Consider the following 18986-nt stretch of genomic DNA (forward strand, 5'->3'; position numbering starts at 1 on the left):
CTTCCTACCTTAAAGAGTTAAAGAAGGACATTGCTATGGAAACTTTTTAGCTTTATTAATTATTACCTTTTCCTCCTGTGAAGGAAAAGAACGAATCTATCGACATTGTAGCTGCTATTTCATCCCAAGATACTCCAAACGCTTTTAGGATTTGTTCGAACGTGCTTCTTAAAGCTTCTAAATATTTATCCACATCTATTTCAGTAACTTTAGCTAATTGCACTGGTTTTACTCCATCCTTTGATCTAACCTTAACGTAGTATATTACATCTCTGGGTAGGACGTTAACTCCAAAAGGTCTAAGTTGTAGCGCTGCTTTCACATGTTGGGGAGTGTTCTTTTTATATGCGTCTAAGGGCTTTGATAGCATCACTTTAAACGCTAATTCATCGAGATTGTATCCCTTATTCTTTAGCTTCTCATATGATCCTTTAATTACGTCTACTATTTTCCCTTTAATCTCCTTTACATCATTTGGCGAGTTGATTGAAACCATTAGCTCCTTTACATCATTAAATACCTTCTTTACGAATTCTGGCGTATTTCTCTTCTTCACTAACATCCCCTTTATGTCGACCTTCCCATCTGGATATACTCCAAAGTAATTCTTCTTTAGTCCGGAAAACGCAACAAACTTATAGGTTTTATCAACTTCCAAATCTAAATTGAAATTAGTCTTAACCCATTTTATAATATTCTCTAGACTATCCTTAGGAGGATTAAGGAGAAATAATGAATCAGTATCACCATATAGTACAGTTAAACCTTCTTCCCTAGCTTTCTTCACAGTACTGGTAATTACATATCTGCCTAATGCAGTAACACTCTCCGCAACTGCCGGTGCATATAACGGAAATGTTTCGGCTCCAAATACACCATAGGTAGCATTTATAAAGACTTTCATTGCTCTCTGCACCACATCATAAAGTAGTTTTTGTTCCTCACTATTATTAGGGTTCTTCGCTTTCTTTTTGTATATTTTCACTCTGAAGTCTCTTAGTAACCCAGTTATTACCGCAGTTATGCCTGGTCTATCCATGCAAACAATATGTAGTACCTCACCGGTCTCATCTTTTACTTCATAAGGCTTCTTGCATTGTTGGATGTCAACAGTCTCATAGCTAAGATTCCATATTCTAATTATTGATGGATATAGTGAGGCAAAATCTAAAACAGTTATGTTGAAGAATATTCCGGCTGGAGGGTCTATGACTACTGCGCCTTTATAACCCTTCCCTTTTATTAGAGCTGAGGTTCTAATGTTTGAGGATTTCGCTAATATTTCTTCCTTAAGAGGAATCAACCAGTTTCTTTTTCTATGTTCCCAATAATATAAATTTTTTACCCAAGTAGAGATCTCTGTTCTTGTTAATTCCTCTATTCCTAGTCTGGAAATCCTTGAGAATAATATGATTAGCTTCATAGTTAGGTCGTTATTAAATGTTGTAAGCTGAAGTGTTATCTCAGCGTCCCTAAAGTTATATTCTATTAACTTTTCTATGTCCAAGAAAGATATAAGCGTATCCACCTTAACTTTTGATATACCCAATAAGGCCTTCGCTACAGCATCCAAATTATATTCATTATACTTACCCTCAAACGCGTAATTTCTTACCGCCTTGTTAAAGAAGAATTTATATAAATCTACATGAAGACCGGCTAAGTATTTACCTTCATCCTTACTGGCAACATCTATGGGGATTTCTTCTGGGAAATAGCCTAACTTTAACGCTCTAAAGTAAATATAGGGTAGATCAAAATCATCTCCATTGAATGTAAGAACAACTGGGTATTCTAACAATATGTCAAAAAATCTCCCTAATAGTTCATACTCTGTATTGAACCTCTCTACTGATATTCCTTCAAGTTTTACATTTCCTTCATTAACATCGTTTCTATTTAATACAAGAACCTTTCTTAACCCATCACTTCCTGCTAACGCAATACTTATAATTGGAAACTCTGCTTTCTGAGAGTCTGGAATCCTACCCTTAACTGGTGTATACACCTCAATATCTATCGCAACCCTCTTTATTTTAGGTATTTCAGTTTCGAATATGGGAAGCCAATCAACTGCCATTTGTCTAGTCATCTCATCTGAGTCAGCGAAGGCTTTCTTAATCTCCTCAACGTCCTTTTCGTCCAAAGACAAAGAAATACTTTCTAACTTTCCGTTCTTAACAATATAAGGCATACCTGGAATTAGACCTATGTCATACATATAATTATTGAAATACTTTATATGAGCCTCATATGCTTTTGGAACGTCGTTCCTTAATCTTCTTACCGCTAAGGGATCTCTAACAACGATTTTAGTCAATCTAAATTTATTCCAAGTATATGGATCTATCTTTGTCACAGTCTCTATATGATCAAATGATGGATCTCTAACTATTTTGGGTACTTTACCTACTTTATCTGGTTCAAGATCTACTAGAAAGTATGGTTTATGCCCAGTATTATCATATAAGGCATAGATCTTTTGAGTTTCTTTATCGAATAATTTACATACAGCCTTACCTTTCTTACCATCATAATCTACTTGCAATAGGAAATATATCTTATTCTCCTGAGCCTCTTTAAGCCATTCCCTTCTAGTTATTCTTTTTTCCTCAACGGGAGGGCTAGGTTGCGATTGTTGAGTATTTTGTTCACTCTTGGCGGGTTTAGATGAAGGAATATCAAATAAGGTAAGTTGCTTAGTCATTTTCTAACATATATAATTTTCTGAGAAATACGCTATAAGTTTTAATGCGAAAGGCCGATTAAAGTTTAATCATACCTTTAGATAATTTTAATCGTTTCTAATTCATAATCACTCAGTGATCCGCATTGCGGTGAGAGGATGAAAGCAATCAAATGGGAGGGCCGTGGCGTTATTCTCGACAGAGCCCCAAAGGTGAAGCTAGTTATCCCTCACAAGGGGCTAACTCCAGATCACAGAATTAGAAATATTGAGAACTAATTGGAAACACCGTGAGTAGGGAAACGTTAAATATTCATTTCATGAAGAATGTGAGTCTTAAGAGTTCCAAATGTTATGAGGTTACGTCGCGTTCATCTCATTATTTCTTAAGAGATGCATCTTAGATCTTAGTAAACATTATTAATATGCATGAGAAAGGAAACACCAGATACAGCGCAATACTTTGAGGACCCGTAGCTCAGCCAGGACGGAGCGCCGGCCTGCGGAGCCGGAGGTCCCGGGTTCAAATCCCGGCGGGTCCGCACAAGTCATTTTCTGAGGATTTTTTCAATAATTTCCTCTTCGATCTTCTTTATTTCCTCTTCGTCTTTATTTCTATATGCTTCCAGAAGCTCTTTATTCAATTCTATGAAAGTATGACCCCACTTTACTATGTTGGAGAACTTTATAGCCTCATCCACCTCATCAAGAATATATAATGTAGCCATCAACGCCTCGAGGGATGAGAGTTTGTAGGCTATACCATAGTGTACTGGATTTCCGGCGAACAGAATTGGTAATTTCCTATGCTCTCCTCTTACATTTTTAAATTCGTTTTGTGACGTATTATTCCATGAGGTATCGATAATCGTTATACCACTCTTTATTAAGATATCTTTGTCATTTATGGATAATGTTCTTTCAGAAAAGGGATCAAGAATTATACCCTTACCTACCCTCGTAAGTTCAGCAAGTTTAAGTTTGACTAACTTCTTACCTGTACATTTCTTTGGATCATCTTTATGATAATCTATAACGTATACCTTCATTGGTTCCCTAGTGAGTTTTTGTTTTCTAACATTAATAAATATAATGAACTTTCGAATCTGATTCTACATCTAAAATTCTATATAAGAAAATTTTTGTTAACGATCCCTCATACTAGAATGATATTTTGAGAAAAACATTACAATTAAGCTGAAAAAGTCTATGAAGCTTTTATTTGTTGTGAATCTTGTTGCTTCTTAGCTATAAGTTCTTGCCTTAGTCTTAATAATCTTTTTAATGCATCCGATTTTATTTTTCTCCAATCCTCGTTTACACTAACTTTTAATCGTGCTAATACTATTACGTGATCCTTATCGCTTTGCTCATTTATATACGGTCCTTCTATCACGTTAAAGACTTTCAATTCCTCTTTAACTAGATTTTCTAAGTTACTGATATCTACAAAAGCTAACGGAAACTCTACCCTCACATTAATAACTTGTTCTTCAGAGTATTTCGAAGTGTAATCTAAAACCGCTGAGTTCAGTAATACAATATTTGGTACTCTTAATTCCCGTAAATTCTCTAAAAGAATTCTAGAATAAAATAAATCTATCTCTACTACTGTACCTTTATATCCTTGCTCTATAAAGTCTGTTGAAAAATACTTATAGGCAGGGAATTGTGCAGGATAGAATGGTACTTGTGTGGAAACAATCCTTATCCTATCCCCAACGGTAATGTACCCAGTTAGCATTATTAGTAAACCAGCAAAAAAGTTGCTCAAGACTGGTTGTAGAGCAAGACCTACAATTAGACCAGCAAAAGTGCTTCCGGCAATCAGTGTAGAAGAACTAACTCCTAAGGGCAATAGTATTAATAGTAGAACAAGCACATACCCGAAGTACTTTACACTGTTTGCTATTACATTAGCCCTTATGCCGAGTCTCTTTTGCGAATAAACCCTTATGGCTTCTGCTATGGACGAGACTATCCATAAGCCTATAAATATGTATAAGACTATCCTAAGATAGAGAATTACTGAACTGATTGTCGATTGGTTAGTTATTCCAAGTCCTTGTAAAATGTATGGAACTATAAAGTTTAATACAACTACTAAAAAGGACAAAAATATTAGTATTGCAAAACGTAAACTTAATCGCATCTCTATTTACTACTTCCACCTAGATTTAAATGTATGCACACTGGAAAGTTATAACGTTATTCAACGAGATTTTTGCGCATAAAGCTCGGTAACTGCTAATTGTTAAGGATTTAAACTTCAACAGCATAATGTTATTAGAGGCTCAAAAATTGATCTTTGACATATTTAGGAAAGACAAAAGTGAGGAGCTTAAGGAGCCATTTTACGCTGATGAGTACGGAGAATGGCTAGTCGTCTCTCATAATAAACCATTAGTATATATTTCGAATATTTTACAGAAATCAATCAAGAAAGCCGGATTAAAGAACCATGATTTATACGTGATCCAATATACTGAAGATGAAAAAATAAGAAATTTAGCCAGTATGAAGGGCATGATTTGTAGCAATGGTAATGTGAAAGAGCTTGATTTGGCTAATGCAATAAAAAATTCCTTGAGCGATAATCTTACAGTTGGCGAAATGAAGATATTTAAATTGAAGATTTGTGGCATTCTCTTTATATTCTTCTATATAGACGTTATAGTTAGAAATCTGAAAGAAACGCGAGGTAGTGTAAAACTCCTCTTTCCACCAATGGGTGTAAACTTATATGAGATACCCTATACTCTCCAATCACTAATAAAGAACGTAATAGAAAAAACCCTTGGGATTAATTGTAGTGTTTCGGAAATAGATACTGGTGATGGGACCAGACTTAAGGCAATAGCTGAGTGTAGGATACAACAAACCTTAGAGTCAGTTGAACCATTAAGGAAAGCATTAGAGTATTTTAGCCATTCTGAGCCTAAGATTTCCTTAAATAGGACGAGTGTCAAGCAAATTGAGTTGCAGATCTTCATAAATCAGTTAAAGAGTAAGACATTAATACCTCTAATTTGGGATCGTTTTATTATCGATTCTCTGCGTTGCTAAAAGTTATTACCCTAAAATTCAGTATATAAGTGGGGATCTTTCTGATCAAAGTGGGAGATCTAACTATACCCACAATGGACGATATAGATATAAGATCTAAGAAAGTTCTATTACGTATTGATATAAATTCGCCTGTCGATGAAAACGGCAAAATAATTGATGATTCTAGAATAAAGGCACATATTGGGACTATAAAGGAACTAGTAGATAAGGGTAACTCTGTCGTGCTAATTTCACATCAAGGTAGGCCTGGGGATAAGGATTTTATAAGTCTGGAGGAGCATGCTAAATTAATCTCAAAGTATTTAGATCGAGAAGTAGTTTTCGTAGAAGACGTAATAGGTCCATATGCTAGAGAAATGATCAAAAAACTAGAAAATAATGGAATTCTGCTTTTAGATAATATAAGACTAATCTCAGAGGAGTTAATAGAGGCTCCGCCACAACAACATGTAAAAACCTTTTTAGTAAGGAAATTAGCCCCACTTTTTGACGTTTATGTCAATGACGCATTTGCTACTTCACATAGAAGTCAGCCGAGTATTGTAGGCTTTCCTCTAGCTTTACCATCAGCTGCGGGAAGAGTAATGGAAAGGGAAGTTTCAGCTTTAGCTAGAATTTTTAATGCTGAAGATACACCAAAAATATTTACATTAGGTGGTGGGAAGGTTCACGACACTATTAGAATAATTGAAAATCTAGTGAGAAAAAGGATAGCAGATAGAATACTTACTGGTGGTCTCGTTGCAGAACTATTTTCTGTTGCTAAGGGAATAAATCTAAATCCAAAGAATATGGAAATTTTGGAAAAATTAGGTATTTTGAGCTTAATTCCTAGAGCTAGAAAACTACTTCTAAGCGGAGCTCCCATCGAAATACCAGTTGACTACAAGGTAGAAATAAACGGAAATGTAATGGAGGAACCAGCTAGCAAGGTTACTGGTGTGATAAAGGATATCGGATCTACTACTGCGGAAATATACTCATCATTTATAAAAGATGCTAAAGTAGTAGTTTTAAGGGGACCAATGGGAGTAATCGAGGATGAAAGATTTAAGAGTGGAAGTAAAAGCGTCTTGAAGGCGTCATTAGAGGGTCAAGGTTATGTTATAATAGGAGGTGGACATATGATAAGTGCTTTAGATAAGGATATGAAGATCGATAGTAGTAAAGTTCATATATCTACTGGTGGAGGAGCTCTTCTCTTATTTTTATCTGGAGAACGGTTACCCGCATTAGAAGCATTATCAATGTCGGTGGTGAATAGTAGTGATTAGTGTAGCTGTTAATGGATATGGTACTATAGGTAAAAGAGTTGCTGATGCTATCCTTAAACAACCAGATATGAGACTAGTAGGGGTTGCAAAGACATCTCCAAATTACGAAGCGTTTATAGCGCATCGTAAGGGGATAAAGATTTACGTCCCACAACAATCTATTAAGAAACTCGAAGAATCTGGAATACCAGTTGCTGGCACAATAGAGGACCTAGTAAAAGCCTCTGATATTGTAGTAGATACTACGCCCAATGGTGTTGGTGCACAATATAAGCCAATTTACCAACAATTCCAAAGAAACGCTATATTCCAAGGTGGAGAAAAAGCGGAAGTTGCTGATATTTCGTTCTCAGCCTTATGCAATTACGATGAGGCCCTTGGCAAAAAGTACATCAGAGTCGTATCATGTAATACTACAGCACTACTAAGAACAATATGCACAATAAATAAGGTCAGTAAAGTTGAGAAAGTTAGGGCAACAATAGTTAGAAGAGCTGCAGATCAAAAGGAAGTTAAGAAAGGCCCTATAAATTCATTAGTACCAGACCCCGCAACTGTACCAAGTCATCATGCAAAAGACGTTAACAGCGTCATTAAAAATTTAGATATAGTTACAATGGCAGTAATAGCTCCAACAACGTTAATGCATATGCACTTTATTAATATAACCTTAAAGGATAAGGTAGAGAAAAAAGATGTGCTTAGCGTTCTGGAGAACACTCCTAGGATAGTCCTAATCTCATCAAAGTATGATGCAGAAGCTACGGCAGAATTAGTAGAAGTAGCAAGAGATCTGAAAAGGGAAAGAAATGATATTCCAGAGGTGATGGTGTTCGATGACTCTGTTTACGTTAAGGGTAACGAGGTTATGTTAATGTATGCAGTGCATCAAGAATCAATAGTGGTACCAGAAAATATGGATGCAATAAGGGCCTCCACGAGGTTAATGAATGCAGAAGACTCAATAAGAATTACAAATGAAAGTTTAGGAATATTAAAGGGGTACCTAATATGAGCGAACCATCCTATTTCGTAAGCTTTTGGTTAAGAAAAATACTAGTACCAGTAGATGGTTCTGAGAACAGTTTAAGAGCTCTGGATCTTGCAGTAGACTTCGGTATGAGATACGGTTCAAAGATAACCATAATACATATATGTAGTGATTGTAGCAATACCAACGATATACAATCGCTTATTGAAAAAAGGGTAAACAACAAGATCGAATATGATTTAAAAATAGTTAAGATCAACATTAAAGAGTCCAGTGTTTCAAATGAAATTTTGAAAGTAATAAATGAGGAACCTTATGATGCAGTAATAATGGGTGCAAGAGGAACTTCACTAAATAGCGATATAAATATAGGCTCTACAGCTCTAGCAATATCAATTAATGCTCCAGTCTCTGTAATACTAGTCAGATGATTAATTTTAATGATTTTGAAGAATATTTTTCTAGATCTTTCATATCGTCAAATGTATACTTAACCTCTAAGAAATTCTTCCTCATGTCAATTACCTCTTTTTTAACTTCATTAACGTCCTTCTTGTCTATAATCACTTTCTTAAAAAACTCAGCAATCTCCTCCATTTCACTTTCTTTCATCCCATATCTGGTCATCTCTTGTACACCTATTCTTAAGCCACTAGGGTCGGAAACGTTTTCTGGCTTATCATAAGGCAACAAGTTTTTATTTACTATAATATTTGCATCTTCTAATAATTTAGCTATCTTATTCCCTCCACCGAATTGTCTTACATCTACCGCAACTTGATGACTCTTAGTATAGCCTAAATTCTCACCAATTACCTTAAATCCTCTTTCAGCTAAGGCCTCTGCTAAAGCCTTTGAGTTCCTTGTTATCTGATTAGCGTAACTCTCTCCAAAGTACTTCATCTCGATTGCTGTTACTGCGGTTGCCGGCAATCTATGCAAATGATGGTTACTAACAAACCATGGGAATATTGTCCTTGAAACTTGCTTAAAAACTTCCGAACCATCAGAGAAAATGGCCCCTCCCTGAGGACCAGGAAAAGTCTTATGAGTTGATACAGTCATAATGTCTGCCCCCTCTTTTAGCGGATTACTCCAGACTTTGCCTTCTATTAATCCGTATACATGAGCTGCATCATAAACCAATTTAGCACCAACAGCGTGAACATGTGGAGCTAGTTCTTTAGTAGGGTGAGGAAATAGATAAAGACTACCTCCAAGTACTACAAATTTCGGTTTTACTTCTTCTATCATCTTTATTGCTTTATCAACATCCACATTGATGTTTTCTTCATCAAATGGCATTTCAATGTGTTGAATGCCTAAAGCTCCTAATGTTCCGAACTTAGTATGACTGACATGAGCACCAGCTTGAACTGGAGCTATTAATGCCTTATCCCCTGGCTCAGCTAAAACTCTAAACACAGCAGCATTTGCTATAGTGCCACTAGTAGGTCTCAGATCACAATCCTTCGAGTTTGATATCTCATTCATCAAATCCATAGCAAGAGTTTCAATTTCATCAGTATATTTAGTCCCTTGATAATATCTCTTGTAAGGTTTGCCTTCTGCATATCTAGACATGAAGTCGCTCATATATACACTTTCAGCCAATGGACTCATTACGTTTTCAGATGCAATAAGATTCAAAGCCTGTGTTCTTCTCCATACGTTTTGTGCCTTAGTAATTTCAAGAACTTTCTCTAATTCTTTAGGAAATGACATAAGAGTAAAGTAGTTACAGAATATTTAAATTTTGATAAAAGATCAAACTTTCATTGCTCTTCCAAGTCTAGCATGGGCCTTACCTAACTCTCTGTTAGCTAAAGCTGCAAGAAGATTAAGTTCTCCAGATAATACAGTAGAAGCTACTATCTCTGCAAATTTCTTAGCGTTAGAGCCTGGTGGATTTCCACTACCATAAACGCCCATAATGGATAGCGCCTCTTTCTGTGTAGGTAATCTAGTGCCTCCTCCTATAGTACCTACTTCTAACGAGGGTAATGTAACTGATATGTATAAGTCCTCTCCTCTTACTTCAGTCCACGTATATCCAGAACTGCTCTCAACTACCTGGGCTACGTCTTGACCAGTAGCGATAAAGATCGCTGTAACTATATTTGCGAAATGAGCATTAAATTGAGATAAGGATCCCGCTCTTGCTGTTCCGAGCCAATTCTTTCGCAGATTTATATCGTGAATTAGTTGTGCGTTAGAGCGTAATACATTCTTTATAACGTCTTTCTTTATGAGTGCCTCTGCCACGACAGTTTTACCTCTACCAAAGAGGCTATTGACATTGGTCTGTTTCTTGTCACTGCACATATTTCCACTTACAGCTAAACAGTCAGCTGATGGAAAGTTTTCCTCTATAAATTCACACACTTTTTCAACGGCTATAGTAACCATATTCATCCCCATGGCATCACCAGTTTCAAAGGAGAATCTTAACCAAACGTTATTGCCTAGTACGAAAGGTGTGATAGATTTTAATCTGCCATGACTAGAAGTAGAATTTGTTATGTTCTTTATCTTTTCGACATTTTCCTCTATGAACTTTAGAAAATTTGGTATCTCTTCTATTGAATCAAACCTAAAGACAGGGGCTCTGGTCATTTCGTCTTTTAAAACCTTAACCCTAACTCCTCCGCTCAGCGTCACAGCCTTACTACCTCTATTTACACTCGCTATTAGCGCACCTTCTGTTGTTGCTAGAGGAACGTAAAAATCACCCTTGGCATAATCACCATTAACCCTAATCGGTCCGACTATACCTAGTGGTATTTGTACTGCTCCAATGACATTTTCTGCATTTTTATTTTTTATCTCACTATAATCAATAACTGTAGAACCGATTGAGGGAAGGCCAATTCCCAAGATTTTCTCTAACGCAAGTCTCCTTGCAACCATCGCAGCATTTGCTTCTAATAAATTATCAATCTCATGAAAAGAAATTTCTCCCCTTAGTAGTTTTTCTACGACTTCATCAATTTTCATCATTCAGCTACCCTAAACTTTATGCCATATTGTATTAAACCATTATATGAATCCGTGTAGACTCTCCTTAATGTAGCTTCTACCTTAATTCCTTCTTTTAGTTTGTCTAAATCTGCATCTACTATAGGTGCAACTATTTCTACACCCTCGTCTAATCTAACTAGCCCAATAACGCTTGGAAGTCCTTTTTCGTGTCCATCTCTAGATTGATATGAAACAGTATAGGATTCTAAGATTCCCTTACCGCTTATCTCAATCTTCTTAACGTTTTTACTACCGCATTTAGTACAATACGATGAATAAGGAAAGCTTATATGTCCGCAACTTTCACACTTGCTCGCTGTTAACTTGTACATGAATCTTTTGTTTCTCCAAACTTGAGGAGGAGCTATTTTCATTTAGATCACCTCGACAAACTAATACCATAACTTACTATACCTAAATCGTCTGAGGAAATTACGAGATAATCATCAACATTAGCCTTTTTGCCTTTAAACGAACCAATTAGTTGCATATGAGCCTCAGCGAGTTGATATAAGGCAGTAGCTCCACCAGCATGTCCTCTAGCTTTAAGCCCTCCACTTAGATTGACATTAACGTTATCTAAGTTATATAGGGACTTACCACTCTCAAATACTCCCGATTCCTCTAACATTAATGCAGCCATAATACTATAGGAATCATGAATATCAATTCCAGTCTTCTCAGTGAGTCTCATACCTAGCTTGTTCCTTAACATTTTTACAGAAGGCAAAGATGGAGAAAACTCATACCTAGCTTGTGCGGAAACGATCCGATTAATCTTCACAGAGGACTCAGTCTTGTTGCTTGAAAGTAAGACTATTGCAGCCCCATCTGCTCTAGCGCCAACGTCGAATAATCTTACAGGATCTGAGATTATCTGCGAATTAGTTACAGTATTTAAGTCAACCGGGAATCTTAAATATGCGAAAGGATTTTCTGTAGCGTTTTTGTGCATCTTAATAGCCCAATTTGCAAAATAATTTCCATCAACATTATACTTTTTCATATATTGTCTCATTAATAAGGCAGCTACTGAGTGGGAAGAGATGCCATTGTAATACATATACTCATCCAAATTTGTAGCTATTGTATCATAAAGATACTTGGAAGGGTAATCTGATTGCTTTTCAACTCCTATTATTAGAATTGAATTTACCATACCACTCTTAATCATTGAATAAGCGGTAAGTAAAGCGGCACCTCCACTGGCATCGGCATTGTCTACCTTAATAGCAGGTACATTAGGTTTCCCTATCTTTTCCGCAATCTTTGGTGCAATCAAGGATGCGTTATTCAGTTTTTGTGAATAGGCGTTAGCAACTACAATTAAATCAATGTTATTTACATCATATTCTCCTTCAAAGTTCTTATAAGCCTCAATCACTAAATCATAAATGTCATACTCGTAATATCTATCAATTGGTATCATTGATGAGGAATTAATGTAAACCTCTGTCATTATTCATACACCTTTATCTTATTAGTGTACTTAGCGTATTCAGCATAAGATACAAGTTTTTTGTTATTTATATAATAATCAACGGTTTTAGCCAATTTCTGCTTCTCCAATATACCTTCAGAAACTAAAATACTAAAAGCATCACTACCAGCGCCACTACCAAACGGGGCAACCAATATCCTTTCACCAGGCTTTGCAATATCCAACACTTTAGCTAAACCTAATAGGGCAGAGGCGTTATAGGGATTACCTATGTATGGGGAAACTAGCCCTTGTTTAACTTTTTCCAATGAGACCCCTAACTTTTTGGCAACTTGAATTGGAAACTTACCATTAGGCTGATGAAATACAAAATAATCAAAGTCAGAAATCTTCAAACCACTATTTTGTAGTAAATCACTAACAGCCGAGATTATATGATGGAAATATGCTGGTTCTCCAGTAAAACCTTCACCATGGACTGGATATGGAGTTCCATCTCTACGCCAAAAATCTGGGGTATCGGAGGTATACGATGAAGAATACTCTATCACTGCTGCTGAATGTTTCTCATCACCCTTACCTACTACAAAAGCAACACCAGCTGCTGCCGAACTCAATTCTAAAACATCCCCAGGATTAGATTGGGCAGTGTCAGCGCCAATCACTAACGCATAACTATCACTATTATGCAAAACGAAACTAGATGCTAATCTTAATCCTACTGATGCAGCCCTGCATGCAAATTCCATATCTGCAGTTGCCGAATAATTGTTAATCCCTAGTGCATCTATTAATATGGTAGATGTTGGTTTTACTGCGTAAACTTTGGATTCTGAGCCAAAAAGGACTAGCCTTATTTTAGAAGGATCAACTTGAGCCCTCTTAATTGCGTTTATTGATGATTCCCAAGCTATAGTTGTAGAATCCTCATCATGACCGGGAACTGACTTTTCAGTTAATCCAAGACTTCTCACAACACCCTCATCGTAACCCCACATCTTAGCTATATCCTCTACTTTTATTCTATATCTTGGAACATAAGCTCCCCATCCTATAATAGCGGAAAGCATTATTTTCTAACTGCTTTGATCAAATATAAGGTTTTCGATTTTTGTCTATGAGCTTATAGACAGTTGACGAATGAATTAAAAAACAAATAGAGATTAATTTAAAAAACTATTGTGAACTCCTATCGGCGTAAAACATTTGATAACGTTTGGGATTGAGGGCATTTACAATATGAGCAAAAGCAGACTGTGGATCACTATCTTCACCACATGTATAAACATCAAGAGTAGCATAGTTATACTCATTCCACGTATGAAGCGCTATATGACTCTCCTCCACTAGGGCTATAACCGAAACCCCTCCTTTTTTCCCACCAAAAGACCAAGCTTTAATTTCCACTAGCTTCATATGAGCTATATTTACAGCTTCTAGGACTAGCTTCTCTAGAAACTCCTTATCGTTAAGTCTCTCAGCATCGATGTCATATAGGTTGCCAAACACATGTTTTCCTATTATTCTGTCTTCTTTGCCTTCGGGGGAATTATTTTTTTGTAATACCTCTTGTTCTGACATCTTTCTTTCTTATGCCCCCATCTGATTCTCAACAATATGAGAATAATAAGTGTATCTATCCCCATGAACCTTAGGATAAACGTTATAACTAGCTAATAAGTAGTACACACAATGACAAAAAGTATCGGGATTGGAACCATTTTGATAATAATAAGTATAATTATAATTGGCTCTGTTGCAACAATATTTTATCTTGAGAATGTAGATGTTAATATTACAGTAAATCCATTATATTGGAGAATATATTCAAATAATTACGAAGTGATAGCGTTCTCGATAACCGCCATAAATAACGCTCCATTGACTCAAACACTCAATATAACGCTATTATCACTTTATCTCGTTCCGGGATCAAATGGAGTATTAAAACCAATAGCCAACTCAACAACAATAACCGTAAAACCACACTCTTCCTCAACAACAATAATTTACATAGGATTCTCCTCCCCAACACTACTTCCAGAGATGGAGAAATTTACAGTATTAGTACATGGACTTTACGGCTATTCAAAGCAATTTGGTAATGTGAATACGATTTACACTACAGACTTAACGAGAAGTATGGCAGTATTTATGGGAATTAACCAAAACCAATTCCCATTTCTCTCAATAGTTGGAAGCTTTACTCCAACTGCGAATTTCAACTACAGTTATAATATAGTATATTATCAATACAATTATACTTCGAATGCTTCATTCCTACTTACAAAGTTCACCATATCACCATTAGGCAACCAATACCTTCAGCCAAGGACCTACAACGTGACATTTAGTTACTTAGATCACATAAACTCCTTCTTGATTAATATTCCAAGAGGTACTCCAGTATATTTCTACTTACCGGTACCCATGGCAGACTTCAATATGACAGTGATTTTACAAGGTCAGGGAGTTAAATATCAAGGTTATTTCACGGTAACCTTGGGATAGATAAGAAAAACTTTTTAGGCAAATGACGAAAGATCTTATAAGTGCCGCCGTAGCTCAGCCTGGTCAGAGCGCCGGACTCATACGCGTAATATCTGGGAAATCCGGTTGTCCGGGGTTCAAATCCCCGCGGCGGCACATTTACTAAATCTGTTAACAATTTTTTATATTATTTCCTCGATAAGAATAAGCACCAAAAAGTAAAGGTTCATTGATAATAATTAATATAATTGTGTGTGTTTAAGCTTTTATCTTTCCCCGAGACGATGTTTGTAAGTTTCAATCTTATTCATCAGGTTGCCTATCAACGTTTTAGTCTGAAAGCTGACACTCTATCGCTTTATAGCCTCCTCAGCTCTTACCAAGTACTCCTTAGCCCTCAAGTAGAGGTCTTTGTTGTCACAGGCTACAGCATTTTACAAATACATCGCACTAACCATAGATAACTGAAATGTTGGACATACTCTATGATCCTATCAACATCTTCTTCAGAATCAGCTTCAGCAACTATCCTCGTAACTCTTTAAATATCTTATTCGCGTATTAATATTCCTCTCGGTCAATAGTAGGTACTTAGTTAAACCTTTTAAACATTGGTTTAACTTATATCATATGGTTTATCAAATAAAGTTAAGGAAAAAAGGTGTGGTCATCTTACCTAAAGACGTTAGGGAAAAACTTGACATAAAGGAAAACGATATGTTGCTAGGTGAAATTAAAGGCAGAGAGTTAATTTTACGTCCCTTGAAACCCAAAATAGTAAGAGTTGATCCGAAAGTAGTGGAGCAAGCTCTTGAGGAAGAGGAGGAGGCTGAAAGGAGAAAAGAAGAGGAAATATTTAATGATAGTTGACACTGGAGTTCTAATAGAGTATATTAATGAGGCAGGAAAATATCATGAAAAGGTCAGGAAGTTAATTGAAAGTAGTACTTCGCTTTTCGTCACACCCATTACGTTGAGTGAAGTGTTGTACGTAAGTTATAGGGTTTATAGAGAAGCAGGGTTAAACGATGCTAACGATTACGCTAAGGAATTTGTTGAATGGTTATCAAGTAAACTTAAAGTAACTGAGATTAACCACGAAATAGTGATAAAAGCGGGAGAAATTAAGAAAAAGTATGGGATAGCTTTACCAGACTGTTATGTAATAGCTACTGCAGATTATTTGAAAGATAAGGCCCTTTTTAAGAAGGAAAAAGAAATTATACAAGCTCCAGATAGGATTAGAAAGGAACTAGGAGATATTATTACTTTTATTGACGAGATATGAGAACTAACATTAACGTAAGGGATAGGATTCTCTTGCGAAGAAGTCTAAATATACTCTTCTAGTAGTTATTCCAAAAATTATTATACACAACAAATAACGTAATTAGCTAAGGTCGATCCCTCATTAAGATATTCCATATAAACCCTTGTTCTCATACTCCTTTCTGCTCTCCCACTCCTAGGCGTAATCCCATTAAGTATTATCTTACAAGCTAGTCTGTAATTCTTGCTTTTCTATGAAAAATTCTGTTAACGAAGTAAATTATATTAATTACGCATTTGACACTCTCTTAAAAGGATTTAATAATAATATCTGAGTAACATCAATAAGTTTAAGTCTTTATCTCTCTCCGAAACGGTACTTGTAAGTCTCAATTTTACTCCTTAAGTTATCAACGAGTGCCTTAGTTTCAAAGCTTACACTCTTTCCTTGCATTGCCTGCTCAGCCCTTGATAAGTACTCCTTAGCCCTGAAATAAAGATCCTTGTTATCATAAGCTACAGCGTTCTGCAAATACATCATGCCAAGCATAGCTAACCGCTTAATATACTCCTCATCTTTAGCAAACCTGATATTAACCTCAAAGCTCTTTATGTATTTTTCATCAATCGGCTGGCCGCTATCTGGTAAGATTGTAATTGATTGCCTCCTCATAAAGGGAGTGATAAGATTGCTACTCTGAAGATATTTCCTAAAATATGCTATTGAAGTTACAATTACTATTATTGGAATTATTGTGCTAAGGGTATTAGCTAGCGTTACATTGTGTAAGAAATAGTAAGGGATCGAAAACGACAGTACAGTCGCTATTGCTGTAGGAAAACCTATAAACAGCAATGCTAAACCAAGCCATTTCAAAAAGGATAACTTCTTCCCCTCCATAATTCTTCCCTTAGTTAAATTTATTTATAAAGTTTTAGAATTCCATTAACAACATAGACCAGCTTTCTGACATAGATATTCTCCACCTAGCCCGCAAGCAGTTGCTACTCCTAATGAGATAATTAATTGGAGCAATTCATCACAAGAAGGTACGCATATCACTACACATACACCGTAGATGATAGGATCTTCAATAAATATTAGACAAACCCCACTACAAGCTTCATCGCATGCTACGCTTTCAGCGACGCCTTCAGCCAGCAATCCGCATAGTACCGAAACTATTGCTTTACATATTTCACATTCTATCGGATTCGGGTCTTTTCCTTCTTCACTTTTTTGTTGTAAAGGGTAAGGTTGGTATAGTTTGTCTGGTATTAGTACTTCCTTATTCTCTATCCTCTTAGTCTTGGTTCCACAACCAGACACTCCTTCCTTAATCAAAACCCTATGCTTGTCTCCTTCCCTTCCTAAATACTTCGCTTTAAAACTTCTGAGTATACTCTGAGAACCGTAATTTATCCTATAAGTTATCTCGTGGTCACCGAAAGGATCACCCTCTATCAACTGACTCCATTGAATTATCTTTGACGGTTGTCCTTCATACTCTATTAATGTCACTCCTTGTCTAAAAATTCCTTTATCATCTTTCTTCTCTTCATAATGCAACAATTTAATACTCTTAGGCTTTAAACTCTGAGGCATATGATTATTGAGAACTTAAAAAAAAGTTAACTATAATGGAATACCTTAACACTATTCATCACTTATTTTTATTCTAACCTAACTAGGTTATAGTTTGAAAGAATAGCCCAATTCCTTTATTTAAAACTATTTAAAACTAGACGCAATAGAAGTCCTTAACTCTGCGTAGAGATGCTAACAGCCTTAACAGATACCGAAGATATGAATAAGAGGGCTAAAGAGGATAAAGCTATGTTCAAATACCGTAGTTTCATCAAAAAAATTAATTAGTGTTGAGTATAAAGACAAAATCTCCACGTAAGAAGATAATGCATAGAACTCTTTGTACATTTAAAGAAAATTTGTAAATATTTAGTTAAAGATCGTTAGCCTTAATAATTAGTCTAACGTTTCTGTCGAAGCATATCATTATTCTTGAGAAGAAATCTTCCCTGCCTAAAATTAGGCTGGGATATATACCCTCACCTAAGTTTACGAAGTCTAAAGATGTCACGGGTATCTGTAATGTCTCATTAAGTTCCACGAAATGAAATTTTATGTTATACCTTTCTTTTGTAGTGAGCAGATTAGAAATTATAACTTTATCGACTAAACGGTTTTTTTAACGAGAATTCATCAAAACACTTTAAGAACGTATCATTTCTAATGACAGAAAACCTGCTTCCAGTATCTGGAAGGGCTTAAACTAAATACTCGCTACCTAGTTTTGGACACTCCATTTCCACTTTAAGTAAAGGTAAATACGTATTATTAACCTTGACAAAAGGTACTTCTATCTCGCGAGACATTATTGACTCTCTACATATTTGATGGAGACTAAAATATCGTAAGTCCCTTTCTTATAACCCTTCTTCTCCATGATCTTATCAATCTCCTCTTCGGAATCGGCTTCAGCAACGATCCTCCTATCGTAATCTATCGCGTAATATTTCCTCATAACCTTGATGGGAGTAGTCATATTCTCAATTTAAATATGAACTTGCAGAACTATATCTTTGTCTGTTATGCTCTATTAACGAATTTTTGAACTAGAAATGTTAGTGTGCTTGGTTGTTTAGTATTTAAAAGCTTAGAATGTCTCTTCACTCAGAAAAAGAGGAGAAAAATAAGTGTTAGGAGACAATAATAACAATATCAGC

The 18986-nt window shown here is 35.9% G+C and carries 19 protein-coding genes, 2 tRNA genes and 2 pseudogenes; 9 read left to right on the plus strand and 14 right to left on the minus strand.

Features of this window, described 5'->3' with window-relative positions; all coding sequences use genetic code 11:
- Positions 1–55: 55 nt before the first annotated feature.
- The gene (locus J5U23_RS13775; RefSeq protein WP_218266433.1) at positions 56–2707 is read right to left on the minus strand and encodes a DNA-directed DNA polymerase I; all 2652 of its coding nucleotides are present in this window, start codon (positions 2705–2707) and stop codon (positions 56–58) included.
- A gap of 446 nt (positions 2708–3153) precedes the next feature.
- Between J5U23_RS13775 and J5U23_RS13780 the strand changes: the two genes are divergently transcribed.
- Positions 3154–3228: transfer RNA gene (locus J5U23_RS13780), tRNA-Arg, on the plus strand.
- A 6-nt stretch (positions 3229–3234) separates the two neighbouring features.
- On the opposite strand, the gene J5U23_RS13785 is transcribed toward J5U23_RS13780, so the two are convergent.
- Positions 3235–3735, minus strand: a complete 501-nt coding sequence (locus J5U23_RS13785; protein WP_218266434.1) for a DUF367 family protein — start codon at positions 3733–3735, stop codon at positions 3235–3237.
- Between the two features lie 158 nt (positions 3736–3893).
- Positions 3894–4838: a mechanosensitive ion channel family protein gene (locus J5U23_RS13790; protein WP_218266435.1), complete on the minus strand. Its 945-nt coding sequence runs from the start codon at positions 4836–4838 to the stop codon at positions 3894–3896.
- Between the two features lie 128 nt (positions 4839–4966).
- Between J5U23_RS13790 and J5U23_RS13795 the strand changes: the two genes are divergently transcribed.
- The 4 genes from J5U23_RS13795 to J5U23_RS13810 are packed head-to-tail and all read left to right on the plus strand — an operon-like array spanning position 4967 to position 8451.
- A complete protein-coding gene (locus J5U23_RS13795; protein WP_218266436.1) occupies positions 4967–5752 on the plus strand; it encodes a hypothetical protein in 786 nt (261 codons plus the stop codon).
- Positions 5753–5793: 41 nt separating this feature from the next.
- Entirely contained in the window at positions 5794–7029 is a 1236-nt protein-coding gene (locus J5U23_RS13800) for a phosphoglycerate kinase (protein WP_218260304.1), read from the plus strand.
- On the plus strand, positions 7022–8044 hold the full coding sequence (locus J5U23_RS13805) for a phosphorylating glyceraldehyde-3-phosphate dehydrogenase (protein WP_218266437.1): 1023 nt from the start codon (positions 7022–7024) through the stop codon (positions 8042–8044). The genes J5U23_RS13800 and J5U23_RS13805 overlap by 8 nt, the downstream gene beginning before the upstream one ends.
- Positions 8041–8451 (plus strand): universal stress protein, encoded by a 411-nt coding sequence (locus J5U23_RS13810; RefSeq protein ID WP_218266438.1) that lies wholly within the window; start codon positions 8041–8043, stop codon positions 8449–8451. Before J5U23_RS13805 ends, J5U23_RS13810 begins: the two co-directional genes overlap by 4 nt.
- Here J5U23_RS13810 and glyA read toward each other — a convergent pair.
- The 6 genes from glyA to speD all read right to left on the minus strand — a co-directional run bounded on the left by glyA (position 8444) and on the right by speD (position 14063).
- Positions 8444–9745: a serine hydroxymethyltransferase gene (gene glyA, locus J5U23_RS13815; protein WP_218266439.1), complete on the minus strand. Its 1302-nt coding sequence runs from the start codon at positions 9743–9745 to the stop codon at positions 8444–8446. The genes J5U23_RS13810 and glyA overlap by 8 nt on opposite strands.
- A 42-nt stretch (positions 9746–9787) precedes the next feature.
- Positions 9788–11020, minus strand: a complete 1233-nt coding sequence (gene hmgA, locus J5U23_RS13820) for a hydroxymethylglutaryl-CoA reductase (NADPH) (RefSeq protein ID WP_218266440.1) — start codon at positions 11018–11020, stop codon at positions 9788–9790.
- Positions 11017–11415 (minus strand): Zn-ribbon domain-containing OB-fold protein, encoded by a 399-nt coding sequence (locus J5U23_RS13825; RefSeq protein WP_218258714.1) that lies wholly within the window; start codon positions 11413–11415, stop codon positions 11017–11019. The genes hmgA and J5U23_RS13825 overlap by 4 nt, the downstream gene beginning before the upstream one ends.
- 5 nt (positions 11416–11420) lie before the next feature.
- A complete protein-coding gene (locus tag J5U23_RS13830) occupies positions 11421–12500 on the minus strand; it encodes a thiolase family protein (protein ID WP_218266441.1) in 1080 nt (359 codons plus the stop codon).
- Positions 12500–13552, minus strand: coding sequence for a hydroxymethylglutaryl-CoA synthase (locus J5U23_RS13835; RefSeq protein WP_218266442.1), 1053 nt, complete (start codon positions 13550–13552; stop codon positions 12500–12502). Before J5U23_RS13835 ends, J5U23_RS13830 begins: the two co-directional genes overlap by 1 nt.
- A gap of 106 nt (positions 13553–13658) precedes the next feature.
- Positions 13659–14063, minus strand: a complete 405-nt coding sequence (gene speD, locus J5U23_RS13840; RefSeq protein ID WP_012711581.1) for an adenosylmethionine decarboxylase — start codon at positions 14061–14063, stop codon at positions 13659–13661.
- Positions 14064–14174: 111 nt separating this feature from the next.
- Between speD and J5U23_RS13845 the strand changes: the two genes are divergently transcribed.
- Together J5U23_RS13845 and J5U23_RS13850 are read left to right on the plus strand one after the other, a co-directional pair.
- Positions 14175–14993, plus strand: coding sequence for a hypothetical protein (locus J5U23_RS13845; protein WP_218266443.1), 819 nt, complete (start codon positions 14175–14177; stop codon positions 14991–14993).
- A 43-nt stretch (positions 14994–15036) separates the two neighbouring features.
- A tRNA-Met gene (locus J5U23_RS13850) sits at positions 15037–15128 on the plus strand.
- A gap of 110 nt (positions 15129–15238) precedes the next feature.
- On the opposite strand, the pseudogene J5U23_RS15935 reads toward J5U23_RS13850, so the two are convergent.
- Positions 15239–15436 (minus strand): annotated as a pseudogene (locus J5U23_RS15935) (hypothetical protein); the annotation flags it as partial.
- Positions 15437–15602: 166 nt separating this feature from the next.
- On the opposite strand from J5U23_RS15935, the gene J5U23_RS13855 reads away from it, so the two are divergent.
- Together J5U23_RS13855 and J5U23_RS13860 are read left to right on the plus strand one after the other, a co-directional pair.
- A complete protein-coding gene (locus J5U23_RS13855) occupies positions 15603–15842 on the plus strand; it encodes an AbrB/MazE/SpoVT family DNA-binding domain-containing protein (protein WP_218266444.1) in 240 nt (79 codons plus the stop codon).
- Positions 15832–16260: a PIN domain-containing protein gene (locus J5U23_RS13860; RefSeq protein WP_218267555.1), complete on the plus strand. Its 429-nt coding sequence runs from the start codon at positions 15832–15834 to the stop codon at positions 16258–16260. Before J5U23_RS13855 ends, J5U23_RS13860 begins: the two co-directional genes overlap by 11 nt.
- A 339-nt stretch (positions 16261–16599) precedes the next feature.
- Here the strand turns inward: J5U23_RS13860 and J5U23_RS13865 are convergent, their stop codons facing one another.
- The 4 genes and pseudogenes from J5U23_RS13865 to J5U23_RS13880 form a co-directional block, all read right to left on the minus strand.
- Complete coding sequence (locus tag J5U23_RS13865; protein WP_218266445.1) at positions 16600–17142, minus strand: hypothetical protein; 543 nt, start codon at positions 17140–17142, stop codon at positions 16600–16602.
- A 45-nt stretch (positions 17143–17187) separates the two neighbouring features.
- A complete protein-coding gene (locus J5U23_RS15940; RefSeq protein ID WP_244988800.1) occupies positions 17188–17847 on the minus strand; it encodes a hypothetical protein in 660 nt (219 codons plus the stop codon).
- A 355-nt stretch (positions 17848–18202) separates the two neighbouring features.
- Positions 18203–18635, minus strand: a pseudogene (locus J5U23_RS13875) (conjugal transfer protein).
- Positions 18635–18784, minus strand: a complete 150-nt coding sequence (locus J5U23_RS13880; protein WP_218267570.1) for a hypothetical protein — start codon at positions 18782–18784, stop codon at positions 18635–18637. Before J5U23_RS13880 ends, J5U23_RS13875 begins: the two are co-directional and overlap by 1 nt.
- Positions 18785–18986: the final 202 nt, after the last annotated feature.

The sequence above is a fragment of the Saccharolobus shibatae B12 genome, assembly GCF_019175345.1.
GTDB classification, from domain to species: domain Archaea; phylum Thermoproteota; class Thermoprotei_A; order Sulfolobales; family Sulfolobaceae; genus Saccharolobus; species Saccharolobus shibatae.